The 12,659-nt window shown below is 57.9% G+C and carries 11 protein-coding genes; 5 read left to right on the top strand and 6 right to left on the bottom strand.

Features of this window, described 5'->3' with window-relative positions; all coding sequences use genetic code 11:
- Positions 1-3 precede the first annotated feature (3 nt).
- The 5 genes from DARO_RS18880 to DARO_RS18855 form a co-directional block, all read right to left on the bottom strand.
- Positions 4-966, bottom strand: coding sequence for a thiamine pyrophosphate-dependent dehydrogenase E1 component subunit alpha (locus DARO_RS18880; protein ID WP_011289425.1), 963 nt, complete (start codon positions 964-966; stop codon positions 4-6).
- 135 nt (positions 967-1,101) lie between these two features.
- Positions 1,102-2,439 (bottom strand): GAF domain-containing protein, encoded by a 1,338-nt coding sequence (locus tag DARO_RS18875; protein ID WP_011289424.1) that lies wholly within the window; start codon positions 2,437-2,439, stop codon positions 1,102-1,104.
- Positions 2,436-2,909 (bottom strand): hypothetical protein, encoded by a 474-nt coding sequence (locus DARO_RS18870; protein WP_011289423.1) that lies wholly within the window; start codon positions 2,907-2,909, stop codon positions 2,436-2,438. Before DARO_RS18870 ends, DARO_RS18875 begins: the two co-directional genes overlap by 4 nt.
- 780 nt (positions 2,910-3,689) lie before the next feature.
- Positions 3,690-3,995 (bottom strand): hypothetical protein, encoded by a 306-nt coding sequence (locus DARO_RS23185; RefSeq protein WP_041224533.1) that lies wholly within the window; start codon positions 3,993-3,995, stop codon positions 3,690-3,692.
- Between the two features lie 248 nt (positions 3,996-4,243).
- A complete protein-coding gene (locus DARO_RS18855; RefSeq protein ID WP_011289421.1) occupies positions 4,244-4,672 on the bottom strand; it encodes a bacteriohemerythrin in 429 nt (142 codons plus the stop codon).
- Positions 4,673-4,768: 96 nt separating this feature from the next.
- Between DARO_RS18855 and DARO_RS18850 the strand changes: the two genes are divergently transcribed.
- Positions 4,769-7,561 carry an EAL domain-containing protein gene (locus tag DARO_RS18850; RefSeq protein ID WP_011289420.1) on the top strand — a complete coding sequence of 931 codons (2,793 nt, stop codon included), beginning with the start codon at positions 4,769-4,771 and terminating at the stop codon, positions 7,559-7,561.
- A gap of 517 nt (positions 7,562-8,078) precedes the next feature.
- On the opposite strand, the gene DARO_RS18840 is transcribed toward DARO_RS18850, so the two are convergent.
- Positions 8,079-8,645: an OmpA family protein gene (locus DARO_RS18840; RefSeq protein WP_011289419.1), complete on the bottom strand. Its 567-nt coding sequence runs from the start codon at positions 8,643-8,645 to the stop codon at positions 8,079-8,081.
- 188 nt (positions 8,646-8,833) lie between these two features.
- Between DARO_RS18840 and DARO_RS18835 the strand changes: the two genes are divergently transcribed.
- Genes DARO_RS18835 through DARO_RS18820 form a run of 4 tightly spaced genes read left to right on the top strand, consistent with a single transcriptional unit; the run spans position 8,834 to position 12,634 of the window.
- Entirely contained in the window at positions 8,834-9,832 is a 999-nt protein-coding gene (locus tag DARO_RS18835) for a sulfate ABC transporter substrate-binding protein (RefSeq protein ID WP_011289418.1), read from the top strand.
- Positions 9,832-10,707: a sulfate ABC transporter permease subunit CysT gene (gene cysT, locus DARO_RS18830; RefSeq protein WP_011289417.1), complete on the top strand. Its 876-nt coding sequence runs from the start codon at positions 9,832-9,834 to the stop codon at positions 10,705-10,707. Before DARO_RS18835 ends, cysT begins: the two co-directional genes overlap by 1 nt.
- A complete protein-coding gene (gene cysW, locus DARO_RS18825) occupies positions 10,704-11,567 on the top strand; it encodes a sulfate ABC transporter permease subunit CysW (RefSeq protein ID WP_011289416.1) in 864 nt (287 codons plus the stop codon). Before cysT ends, cysW begins: the two co-directional genes overlap by 4 nt.
- Positions 11,567-12,634 (top strand): sulfate ABC transporter ATP-binding protein, encoded by a 1,068-nt coding sequence (locus DARO_RS18820; protein WP_011289415.1) that lies wholly within the window; start codon positions 11,567-11,569, stop codon positions 12,632-12,634. Before cysW ends, DARO_RS18820 begins: the two co-directional genes overlap by 1 nt.
- Positions 12,635-12,659 lie beyond the last annotated feature (25 nt).

Here is a 12,659-nt window from a genome sequence, read left to right as displayed (position 1 = left end):
ATCTCAGGCGTAGACGTCGAGGGTGAGTTCCTCGATGGATGGGAAAGGGGAGGCAGCGGCAAAGGCGACTGCGGCGGCGATGCTCGCCTCGACTCGGGCCGCAAGTTCGGCGTCGGCGGCAACATCGAGATGTCCGTCGGCGATCAGACGATCTCGGCAGAGGGCAATCGGGTCGCGGGCCAGCCAGGCGGCGAGTTCCGCCTTGTCGACATAACCCTGGTCGTCCGGTTCGAAATGGCCGCGTGTGCGGTAGGTCAGCACTTCAAGCAGCACCGGTCGGCGGGTGTCGCGCACCTGGGTGGCGGCTTCGCGGGTGGCTTCGAGCACGGCGAAGACGTCGTTGCCGTCGACGGTTCGCGCCGGGATGCCGTAGCCGGCACCCCAGTCGGAGACGTGTTCGCTGCTCATCGCTTCGCGGCGATGGACGAAGGCCTGCCACTGGTTGTTCTCGCAGATGTAGAGCACCGGCAGGTTCCACAGGGCGGCCAGATTGAGCGATTCGTGGAAGCTGCCTTCGCAGGCGGCGCCGTCGCCAAAGAAGCAGGCGACGATGCCGGGCCGGCCCTGCATTGTCTGGGCGAGGGCGACGCCGGGCGCGAGCGAGAGTTCGCCGCCGACGATGGTGGTGGTCAGCACGACGCCGAGTTCCTTGGCCGAGATGTGCAGCGATCCGCTCCGGCCTTTGCAGTAGCCGTCACGACGGCCCATCACTTCGGCCAGCATTCTGCCGGGATCGGCGCCGCGCGCCAGCAGATGGCCGGCGCTGCGATGGTTGGTCAGGATCAGGTCGTCGGCCTCAAGGGCATTGATGGCGCCGACGGCGGCGGCTTCTTGGCCGACCGAGGTACAGGTGCCGGGAATGCGCCCGTCGGTGCTGCCCCGGACGATGGCGTTTTCGTAGGCGCGGATCAGCAGCAGCTGTTCATACAGCCGGAGCGGATCGACTGCGGTTGGAAATGCGTTCATGGCGACTCCTGTCTGGTGTGTTGACGGAAGTCTAGGCGGCCAAAAAAGCAGGACAAGGGGCGTGGTGCCCGCTTACGAATCTTTTAAGAAATGCTGAATGAAGATTTAAGAAAGGCGGCTGCCAGAGCCGGAAAATTAGCTCTCGACCAGCGTCAGAGGGCGCTCGACGGTGAGTGCGAAACGACCGCGTCCGGTCTTGCCGATGGCGATGCCGACATTACGCTCGGCCAGCCGCCGTTGCAGCAGCACGAGGCGAGCTTCGAGGTTGTCGCTTGCGCCCGGCAGGCGGATGCGGGAATCGACCCGCAGGCCCTTGTTGGTGAAGCCGGTGCGGCCGCGTCGGGTGAAGTCGTTGAGCAGCGCCCAGAGAATGGCGCCGGCCACGCCCTTGATCAGGTAGTCATCGTCGAGAAACACGCTGTCGTTGGCGGCAAAGTGGCGCACGGTCAGCAGCGCGCCTTGCGGTGGCGCCGGCGGGCGCTCGGTGACCGGCATGTCGTCCGATGCCTCGTCCGTCATCTGGTGATGCTGCATTGCCAGGCCGAGCTGGGCGGCGAAGACGACCAGCGCGTCTTCTTCGTCATAGCCAAAATGCAGGTCGGCCAGGCTTTCGACGTAGATGACGCCGAGCAGCCGGTCGCCGGCGACGATGGGGATCGCCATCTGGCTGGCGGCGTTGGGCAGGCCGGGGAGCGGGATGGCGGTTTCCAGGGCGTCGATCTGCCCCTCGGCGGCCAGCCCGTCGCGGACGGTGCGGCCGTAGGTGTACTCGCTGCTCATGAAACCGATGCGGATCGGCGAACGTTCGCGGGCGCAGATGCCGATCAGGCCGGAACCGACCGGAATCTCGGAGCCGATGCCGGATTGCGTGTAGCCGCGGCTGGCAAGCGTGAACAGGCAGCCGCGTGCCTCGTCGTGCATCAGTAGCGTCAGGTGGCTGAAGCCGAACTCCTTCTCCAGGCAATCCACGGCCTTTTCGAGCAGGCATTCAAGGTTGGCGCAGGCGCTCAGGTGCTCGGTGGAGTGGCGCAGGGCGTTCAGGCAGTTGACGGCCGGCGGTGGCGGGCTGATGGTGCCGCCCGGCACCGGAAGGATGTCCAGCACACGGTAGATGTCGGCACCGAGCAGGCGAAAGATGCCCGCCATTCCGCTGTGCGCGGCGATGCCGGCGAGCTTGGCCTTCATCCGCTCGAATAGCGGGCCGGCCGTTTCGGTACGCAGGTATTGCAGTGAGAGGCGGTATTGACGGGCCGTCAGATGGCTGGTCAGCAGCAGGCGGACCGGCGAGCCGGCCAGCACGTTGCGCCGGGTGGTGTTGAAGAACTGGTAGGAGAGTGCGAGGTGTTCGTTATCGATGTACTCGGCCTGCGACAGGAAGGCGACATTGGGCATTCCACCCGGATCGCAGGTAACGATGTGGCCGGGAATGATCCCCTCCAGGCATTCACGGATGGTGTCTAGGCGCGGCGTCATGGCGTGGCCGGCAAGGGGTGACCGGCCTTCGGGCCAGGCGTCTGGTCAAAACCGCTGGTCGGCGTGAATAGGACCATCACCAGATCCTCGCGCTGGTAGGAAAGAAGGGCGCGCACCATCTCTTCCGGTGTTCCCAGTGCGACGGCTTCGGGAACGAACTCTTCGATGTGCTTGCGGACGAGATGCTCGTCATCCGGGTCGAAGGCGACGATGCGGGCATCGGAGCCCTTGATCTGGGTCGTCCGGTTGGTGGTCGGCTGGCTGAACGCCACCGCGACACGCCCGGTCAGACGAATGTTGTCGAGCGCTTCGGCGGCCTGCGTTCGGGGCAGGATGATCCCGATGGTGTCGCCATCAACCGGCTTGCAGGCATAGCCGCGGCTCATGCTCGGCACCCGCCCCGGCGCGCATGCAGCCAGCGTGATGCTGACGCCGGACTGGATGAAGGCAACGATGTCGTGATCGAACATGGGCAGTTTTCCTGATCTGGCAATGATGATAGCGCAATATCTTGATGCCATTTGCGAGCATGGGAACAGTCGGGGGACTGACCGCGTCATAGGGCATTTCCGCGTTTGAGCCAGTCAGCGGTCGATGGTTCAGACACCCCATACAGGCAATTGGTTAGCGGTTTGGTCTCAGCGCTACTGAAAGGCTAATTTCTGCCATATTTTCGACAGATACCTGCTGATCCGTCACCGGCGGCTTCGGCCGAAATTCGGAGTCATGAAAGCGACCACATGCAGTACCTCGGCCGAAGCAGTTGATAGCCTCCTCAATGAAAAATAACAGGAGCTAAGTTTTGGCCGGCCATTGGCATTTTGAGACGTGGGATGACAGTTTCTAAACCTGAGTTACGTCGGCTCCGTGCCCCAAGCGGTCAATTCTTCCTGTAGCCAGTCAGAAACAGAAAGCTGCCTACAACGGCCCAAAGCACAACAAGCCCCAAGCTACCGGCTGTATTAAATATGCTACCTGTAAGCCAACTCCATCTACCCGTGGGGGCTGTCATTGTCGGATGGAACAACTCAACCAAGGCCATCGCCCAGGCTCCAATAGCAAATGCGATACAGGCCTTTTTGGCGCCTGACTTGTCTAGCATCTGGTTACTCGTTCAATTGTGGCCAAGAAATCATATTGCATACTAGCAGGCCGCGCATGGCCGGACTCTATCTTATGCCATTCAAATGCAGTTGGTTGCTGCGATTTCTTACTCTAAGCGGCAGTTAGGCAATAGTGCTAGCAGCCCCTCATTTCTTTTTTTCGCTTATATAACCACGCCATTCTTCTCGCGCTTCCTTCGTAAGGAACACATAGAAAATACAAAACATATTTTCGTTGCGCGATAGCGACTCCCATTTGAAGTTCAACGGAGCCAGCTTCGAAGTTAACTTCATGAACAAAAAGAACCACACAGCGAAAATATCGACGATATATGCGGTACTGATAAACCTAGAAATGACACCAAGCCCCTGCCTGAGGGGCAACAAAAACACACCAAGTATCGCTATCAAGACCGTTGATATAAGGAGGATGGATGTGGTTCGTTCAGTCATAAGTGCCAATTATATGGCATATTCAACAGCCGCTATTGGCCGAGAGTGTGACTTCGATGTGACACCTGTAAGCCGGCAGTCGAGAAGGAATTTTTCCAGGCTATGACTGCTTTGTGGCAAGAGGCCAGGCTAGTGCTCCCGACCACAACCGGACTCTCAGTCATTCTCAAAAGCAGATGCTCAAGGGGGCGCCATCCTGAAAGCTGCCGAAGCCACCGCGTGCTCATCCGCCATATCAAAAACTCGGATTACATTTTTTGCGTACGCGAATTTGCAGTCTTCTGGTTTAACAGGGCACCGAGATTTCGGTCGCTCTTGAGAATGTGCTCGTAAAGCCACTCATTGAGGAAGTCAATCAAGATGCCCATGGTTTGCGGCGCATCTTGACTGGATGCAGCGCGCATTCGTGACAGTTGCTCTATAAAGCCTCTGTGTTGCCTCAGATGCTCCTCGGCATGCTGTTCGCTGCGCGGCAAAGTAGCCATTAGGGATTCTTCTGTACCGAAGTGGAACTCCGCGTAGGCACCGAGCCGCTGCAAGACGCTATCCAGGACAAACTGCTCACATCCTCCCGAATAGGCAGCGTCAAGTTCGTTCAGCATGCCGATCAGCTCTTCATGTTGAAGATCGATCGCCCGGATGCCAGTCTCCAGATCGCTGCTCCAACGAATTCGCATTCCACACTCCAAAATGACCGAGATTAAATCGCAAGTCTAACCTGTCCGATAAACTGCCGCTGATATCAAAGTTGATAAATTTAACCGATTTAACAAATGCCAATTGAAAACAGTCCGCAAAGCAATGTGCCAAGAGCTCCACCAAGCTCTCTTGGGCCCATTCGACGCAATGCCACTTGGGTGCTGATCGTTTTTCTTTTGGCGCTCTCATTTTTCGCGATACATAGCTTGGTCGAGCGCTTCGACCAGTTGCGGAATGCAAGCCTTGATCGAAAATGGATGGGAGCGAATGGGGCGATTAGTCGGCTTATCCACGAACTACAACGCGAGCGGGGGTTTTCCAGCGGCTTTATCGCTTCTCGAGGTGAGCGTTTTGGCGAATCGCTAGTGACGCAGCAGATTCGGACAGATGGTTCGCTGAATGAATTGAAATCAATCATTCGCGAACATGCCATGGATCAGGCCCTCCAGCGAAGCCTCGATGCAGGATGGGGGCAGCTCCAGGAGCTTCGGCCTCGGGTAAAGAGTCTCGAGCTATCGCGTGATTACACGGTCGACCGTTATACGTGGATTATTGACACGCTGTTTGACCTGCAATTGAGCTCCTTCGGCAGCGCCATCGAGTCTTCGATCTTCCGCAAGCAAATGGCCTTTATTGCCTTTTCCCAGGCCAAAGAGATGTTGGGGCAGGAAAGAGCGTTGCTATCGGCGATCCTGTCCGATCACAACTTCAGTGCAGGCCGGATGCTGACGTTAAACAATATCCGGGCCACGGAGCAGGCTCGTCTGGCCAACTTCGTCCGCCTGGCCGATGCAGAAACGGCGGCCAGGTATCGCGAAATTCTGGCCCAGCCCGACATCAAGGACGCTGAGCGTATCCGGCAAAAGATCAAGGCCGTTGCCTTTTGGGAGGAGTCGCACGGCAGCATGTCGACCACCGAGGCTTTATCCATATCGTTACCGACACCGGAAATGTGGTTTGAAGTCTCAACCGCAAAAATCGATGCCATGAAGGCCCTTGAGGATCGGTTAAATGCCTCGCTCGGCGTCAGTGCCGAACAGGTCGAAAAACGCGCCTGGAAAGAACTCTCGATCAGCGGTTTGTTGGTACTTCTGGCTTTCATGCTGGCGGGAATTCTGATTCGCCAGATTCAACGCGGTCGTCGCGTGGCCGAACACCAACTCAATCTTGCTGAAGCCGTTTTTGCGAATAGCGTTGAATCCATTCTGGTCACCGATGCCGACCAGCGGATCGTCGAAGTCAATCCCGCCTTCCTGAGAATCTCTGGTTATAGCCGCTCGGAAATCATCGGCCAGCATCCGCGCATCCTCAAGTCCGGTCGGCACGATGCGGCTTTCTTCGCAAGGATGTGGCAAGAACTTAACGCTAATGACACCTGGGAAGGGGAGGTCTGGAATCGGCGAAAGAATGGTGAGATTTATCCGGCCTTGCTTTCGATTGCCGTGGTGAGAAGTCAGGACGGAAAGGTTGTGAACTACACGGGGATGATTTTCGACCTCAGTCAGCAAAAGACGGTCGAGGCACTACTGGATCAACTCAGAACCTTTGATGGACTGACCGCTCTTCCCAATCGGGAATCCTGGCTTTCAGCCCTTGAGCAGCAGTTGGCCAATGCGAAAAGAAACAGCAGCCGATTTTCAATACTTCAGCTCGACCTTGATCGTTTCAAGGCGATCAATGACTCAATGGGTTATTCAGTCGGCGATCAGGTGCTGATCGAGGCGGCGGAGCGGGTCAAGGTTTCCCTGCGAAAATACGACATCGTGGCCCGCCTTGGGGGCAACCGCTTCTCGATATTGCTCAACGAAATTGTTGATCCTCAGACCATCGGCGGCATTTGCGAAAAGCTGCTCACCGCTTTTGCACGCCCATTTCAAATGGGCGGCATCAACGCGCATATCAGTGCCAGTATCGGGGTCGCCATCTTTCCGAATGACGGCCTAGACAGCAAGACACTAATGATGGCGGCGGAGTCTGCCTTATATAGCGCCAAGGCCGACGGCCGCAATTTATACAAATATTACTCGCACGAAATGAACGAGATGGGCACCCATCTTTTCAAGCTCGAACGCATGTTGCGAGTGGCGCTGGATCGCAACGAGTTTTCGGTCGTCTATCAGCCACAGGTCAACGCAAAAAATGGCGAATTGGTTGGCGTCGAAGCCTTGTTGCGCTGGCATAACCCGGAATTGGGCAATGTCTCAGCTGTCCAGTTCATACCTGTCGCAGAAGAAACCGGGCTCATTGTTTCGATTGGTGAATGGGTTATGCGGGCAGCCTGTCATCAGGCGCGAACATGGCAGACCGAATTGGGGTTTGAAATTCCGGTTGCCGTTAACCTCTCGGCTCGCCAATTTCGTCGCAATGACCTCTTGGCCTCGGTACAAACGATTCTCGACGAAACTGGCTTGCCTAATCGCCTATTGGAGCTGGAAATCACTGAAGGCTCGCTGATCGTTGATCCGATTGGCGCCATCGATATCATGCGCGGCCTCAACTGCCTCGGCATCAAGACAGCGCTTGATGATTTCGGCACTGGGTATTCATCGTTAGCCTATCTCAAAGCATTTCCATTGAATCGCTTGAAAATTGACCGCGCCTTTGTCCGTGACTTGCCAGACAATGAAAGCGATTGTGCCATCTCGAATACCATCATCGCCCTGGGCCTCAACCTCAATATGGAAGTCTTGGCCGAGGGGGTCGAAACAGAAGCCCAGCGTGACTTCCTGGCCGCCGCGGGGTGCCAGGTATTCCAAGGGTATTTGTTTGGCAAGCCAATGTCCGGCGAAGACTTAACGCAACGTTTGCAATCAGGAAACCTGATCGCTCCACGATGCAGCGCAAGTTCCGGTATCAGCGATGCTTAGAAGGTGTGGCCTGGTCGTGGCACTGACACCGTAACAGCGGGCAACTCACGCCCCAGGTAGTTGATCACGTGCGCCAACGGATTCCAGTCGTGTTCGTCGCGATCAACTTTTTATCGCATCTCGCAAATGGCCCGGCACCGTCGGGCCATTTTTGTTGTGATGTGAGTTTCTTCACTGCCTCTTTTTTCGTCTGCCTTTATATTGAAACCAGTCGGGAGTGTTGGCTCCGGGGTGATTAAAGGACGAGGTGTTTGATGGTTGTGAAAAACGAAAAGCGCTCGGGTGATGATCGCCGCGACTGTGAACTCGGGCCGCCGAATGGTTGGCGCGAGCGCCGGAAGTCGGTGGAAAGGCGTGTGCCGGAAGTCACGGAGATACCGTTTTCCGAATGGCTGGCGAATTTGCCTTCACATGAATTGAGCAATCATAAGTAGTCGTCATCGGTAGTCGCCATCGCTTCGCCCAAAGAAAAAGGCCTCGCTGTTTAGCGAGGCCTTTTGCTGGCGGGTTCTTCTGTTTAGTCTTCCCGTTCGTAGATCACGTCGGCGCGACGATTCTCTGACCAGGATGCTTCGTCATGGCCGACGAGCTTCGGACGTGCTTCGCCGAGTGTCTTGATGGCGATCTGTTTTTCCGCTGCACCGTTGCTGAGCATTGCCGAGCGTACATTTTCGGCGCGCTTCAGGCCCAGGCGCCGGTTGTGCTCGGAACTGCCTCGTTCGTCGGCATTGCCTTCGACCCGAACGCGCGCATTCGGATGTTCGGCCAGATAGCGGGCATGAGCACGCAGGGCCGGGTCGTAGTCGGCCTTGATGTCTGCGCTGTTCAGGTCGAAATAGACGCTACGCTGAGTGCGTAACCCGACCGGGTCTATCTTGATCGCGGAGTCTGCCGTGCCGGTTGTTGTTGGCGAGGTGCGGGTTTCTTGTTGCAGTTCCGGCGGTACTGGCTGGCCGAGCAGGCCCGGATGCACCTTGAGCGGGCCGCTTTGCGAGATGTGCTTGCTCGGCGGGATGTCGCCTTTGGAGGCGCAGGCGGCGAGCAAGGTGGAAAGCAGGAGTGTGGCAGGCAGGGAGGCGCGCATCTTGAATATATTGGCTGCGTGGTTAATGTTGAATGATAGCCCCTGGCGTGGCTGGCGAATAGAGCCAAGGAGGTTGGCTTTCGCTTACGACGCGGGTTTGGTAGAGATGGCTATAAGTAAATTCAAAATTTGTCTTTGTGGTTATAAACGACTCAGCTAGATTCGCTCAATCGCATAGGAGGTGAAGCATGACCCAATTCCGCAAATCGATTACCGCAATTTTGTTAAGCCTGGTGGCAGGCGCTGCACTGGCTGATTCGACGTTGCTCAACGCATCCTATGATGTTGCTCGCGATGTTTATAAAGACTACAACCCGATGTTCCAGAAGTATTGGAAGGCCAAGACTGGCGAGAGCATCGAACTGAAACAATCGCACGGCGGTTCGACCAAGCAGGTGCGGGCCGTGGCCGATGGCCTGGAGGCCGATGTGGTGACCATGAATCAGGCCAACGATATTGAATTCCTGGCCGACAAAGGTCTGGTTGCCAAGGATTGGGCCAAGAAATTCCCGAACAATGCCTCGCCTTATACGTCGACGATGGTTTTCATCGTGCGCAAGGGCAACCCGAAGGTCCTCAAGGACTGGAACGACATCGCTGCTCCCGGCGTTCAGATGATCATTCCGCATCCGAAGAATACCGGCAACGGCCGCAACACCTATTTGTCGGCCTGGGCCTGGGCGTTGAAGCGGCCGGGCGGCAATGACAAGACGGCGCAGGAATTTCTCGGCAAATTGCTGAAAAATGCCCCGCTGTTCGCCGCCGGTGGCCGTGACGCGACGACGACCTTCATGCAGCGCCGGATGGGCGATGTGCTGATTACCTTCGAATCCGAAGCCGAGATGATTGCCAAGGAGTTCGGCAAGGGTGAGTTCGAAGTGGTGTACCCCAGCCTGACCATGCAGACCGAGTTCCCGGTGGCGCTGGTCGAGAAGGTGGTCGACAAAAAGGGCACCCGCAAGCAGGCTCAGGCTTATCTGGAATACCTGTGGTCAAAGGAGGGGCAGGAAAATGCCGCCCAGAACTACCTGCGGCCACGTGATGCCGAATTGCTGAAGAAGTACGCTGCCTTCTTTCCCCCGGTGAAGACCTTTACCGTCGATGAGGTGTTCGGTGGGGCCAACAAGGCCTTCGCTGCACACTTCAAGGATGGCGGATCCTTCGACCAGATCTACCAAAGCAAGTAATGGCGGCAAAAACTCACCGCGTGTTGCCCGGCTTCGGCCTGGCGCTGGGCTATACGCTGGTTTATCTCTCGATCCTGATCCTGCTGCCCTTGGGCGGCATGGTCCTGAAGGCCTCCGAGCTCGGCTTCGGGCAGATCATTGACATCGCGCTCGGCGAACGCTCGCTGGCCGCCTTCCGGGTGACCTTCGGCGCGTCATTCCTGGCGGCCACCATCAATGCCTTTTTCGGGCTGATCGTGGCCTGGATATTGGTGCGCTATCCATTTCCCGGAAAGCGTTTCGTTGATGCCCTGGTCGATCTGCCTTTCGCCTTGCCGACCGCCGTCGCCGGTATCACGCTGGCCACGCTGTACGCCGGCAATGGCTGGCTTGGACAGTATCTCGAACCGCTGGGCATCAAGGTTGCCTACACGCCACTCGGTATTGTTTTTGCACTGACTTTTATTACGCTGCCCTTCGTCGTGCGCACGCTGCAGCCCGTGATCGAGGATATCGAAACCGAGGTTGAGGAGGCGGCTGCCTCACTCGGTGCCTCGCGCTGGCAGACCTTCGTCAAGGTGATCTTTCCCGCCATTTTTCCGGCTTTGCTCACCGGCTTTGCGCTGGCCTTTGCCCGGGCAGTCGGCGAGTATGGTTCGGTGATTTTCATCGCCGGCAACCTGCCGCTGATTTCCGAAATCACGCCGCTGCTGATCATTTCCAAACTCGAACAATACGACGTGCTGGGAGCCACGGCCCTGGCCGTCGTCATGCTTGGTCTGTCCTTCATCCTGCTGCTGGCGGTTAACGTTCTGCAGTGGTGGACGGCCAACCGGCACAAGAACAACGAGCCGCTGGAAGTGGCGGCCGCCAAGGCGAGCGGAGGTGGGCAATGAAATCGACCCGCGCCACACAGGAGCCGCGCTGGGTTCGCTATTCGCTGCTCGCTATCGGCCTCGGCTTCCTGTTCTTCTTCCTCGGCCTGCCGCTGATCGCCGTGTTCGTCGAGGCGCTGGCGCAAGGCGTGCCGGTTTATCTCGAAGCGCTCAAGGAGCCGGAAACGCGCTCGGCGATCGGGCTGACCATCGGCATCGCGCTGGCCGTGTTGCCCTTCAACATCGTTTTTGGCGTCGCAGCCGCCTGGGCGATCGCCAAGTTCGATTTCAAGGGCAAAAGCCTGCTGATTACGTTGATCGATCTGCCCTTCGCCGTGTCGCCGGTGGTCGCCGGCTTGATCTTCATCCTGCTTTTCGGGGCGCAGGGAACGTTTGGGCAGTGGCTGTCCGAACATGACATCAAGATTGTGTTTGCCGTGCCTGGCATGATCCTGGCCACACTGTTCATCACCTTCCCGTTCATCGCCCGCGAGCTGATTCCGCTGATGCAGTCGCAGGGCAAGGATGAGGAAGAGGCGGCGGTCTCGCTCGGCGCTTCCGGTTTCCAGATGTTCTGGCGGGTGACGCTGCCCAACATCAAATGGGGCCTGCTCTACGGCGTGATCCTGTCGAACGCCCGGGCGATGGGCGAGTTCGGTGCGGTGTCGGTGGTTTCCGGCCACATCCGCGGCGAGACCAACACCCTGCCGTTGCATGTCGAAATTCTCTACAACGAATACAACGCCATCGGCGCCTTTGCCGCGGCTTCCATCCTCGCCCTGCTGGCGCTGGTCACGCTGGTCGCCAAGACCGTCGTCGAATGGCGCATGAAGAAGGAAACCGAAATGTTGAATACCGTGCTGGCGCCGGAGAAAACCTGATGAGTATCGAAATCCGCAACATCTCCAAGCGCTTTGGCAATTTCGTCGCGCTCGACAACATCAACCTCGATATCCCGACCGGCGAACTGGTTGCCCTGCTCGGGCCATCCGGCTGCGGCAAGACCACCCTGCTGCGCATCATCGCCGGCATGGAAACGGCCGATCAGGGCGAGATCCTGTTCTCGGGGGCAGAAGCGACGCATCTGCACGCTCGTGACCGCAACGTCGGTTTCGTTTTTCAGCATTACGCGCTGTTCCGCCACATGACGGTGTTCGAGAACGTCGCCTTCGGCTTGCGCGTCAAGCCGCGTTCTGAGCGGCCGAGCGATGCCGATATCAAGCGTCGGGTTATGGAGTTGCTCGGTCTGGTACAGCTCGATTGGCTGGCCGACCGCTATCCGTCGCAACTGTCCGGCGGTCAGCGCCAGCGGATCGCGTTGGCCCGGGCGCTGGCCGTCGAACCGAAAGTACTGCTGCTTGACGAACCGTTTGGCGCGCTCGATACCAAGGTGCGCAAGGAGCTGCGTCGCTGGCTGCGTCGCCTGCACGACGACATGCACATCTCGTCGGTTTTCGTCACGCACGACCAGGAAGAGGCGCTGGAAGTGGCCGACCGGGTCGTTGTGATGAACCACGGCAAGATTGAGCAGATCGGTTCGCCGGACGAGGTTTATTCCAGCCCGGCCTCGCCTTTTGTTTACCAGTTCCTCGGTAATGTGAACGTTTTTCACAGTCGCCAGCAGGGGGCGTATGCCGAGGTCGAGCGCGGTGACGCTGCCGAAAAGGCGACTGCCTTCGTCCGTCCGCACGATATCGACATCAGCCATCAGCCGAGCGAAGACGGCTTGCAGGCGACCGTGCAACACGTGCATCCGATTGGGCCGGTGGTCCGTATCGAACTGCTGCATGGCAGCGAAATTGTCGAAGTCGAGTTGTCGCGCGAGCGGCACGAAACCTTGCAATTGGCGGCAGGTCAGGCGGTCTGGTTCCGGCCGCGGCAGATGAAAGTCTTTGGCGCCGATGCCTTGCCACGAGCGACGCCGGAAAAGCAGGCATTTTTGTTCTGATCCGGGGCAAATAGGGCAAGCGGGG

The organism is Dechloromonas aromatica RCB (genome assembly GCF_000012425.1).
Note: the sequence above shows the minus strand (reverse complement) of the source record. Positions and strands in the feature narration are given on the sequence as shown.

Excerpts from the sequence above, each read along its gene's own strand:
- DARO_RS18880 (WP_011289425.1), bottom strand. The coding sequence starts at position 966 with ATGAACGCATTTCCAACCGCAGTCGATCCGCTCCGGCTGTATGAACAG.
- DARO_RS18875 (WP_011289424.1), bottom strand. The coding sequence starts at position 2,439 with ATGACGCCGCGCCTAGACACCATCCGTGAATGCCTGGAGGGGATCATT.
- DARO_RS18870 (WP_011289423.1), bottom strand. The coding sequence starts at position 2,909 with ATGTTCGATCACGACATCGTTGCCTTCATCCAGTCCGGCGTCAGCATC.
- DARO_RS23185 (WP_041224533.1), bottom strand. The coding sequence starts at position 3,995 with ATGACTGAACGAACCACATCCATCCTCCTTATATCAACGGTCTTGATA.
- DARO_RS18855 (WP_011289421.1), bottom strand. The coding sequence starts at position 4,672 with ATGCGAATTCGTTGGAGCAGCGATCTGGAGACTGGCATCCGGGCGATC.
- DARO_RS18850 (WP_011289420.1), top strand. The coding sequence starts at position 4,769 with ATGCCAATTGAAAACAGTCCGCAAAGCAATGTGCCAAGAGCTCCACCA.
- DARO_RS18840 (WP_011289419.1), bottom strand. The coding sequence starts at position 8,645 with ATGCGCGCCTCCCTGCCTGCCACACTCCTGCTTTCCACCTTGCTCGCC.
- DARO_RS18835 (WP_011289418.1), top strand. The coding sequence starts at position 8,834 with ATGACCCAATTCCGCAAATCGATTACCGCAATTTTGTTAAGCCTGGTG.
- cysT (WP_011289417.1), top strand. The coding sequence starts at position 9,832 with ATGGCGGCAAAAACTCACCGCGTGTTGCCCGGCTTCGGCCTGGCGCTG.
- cysW (WP_011289416.1), top strand. The coding sequence starts at position 10,704 with ATGAAATCGACCCGCGCCACACAGGAGCCGCGCTGGGTTCGCTATTCG.
- DARO_RS18820 (WP_011289415.1), top strand. The coding sequence starts at position 11,567 with ATGAGTATCGAAATCCGCAACATCTCCAAGCGCTTTGGCAATTTCGTC.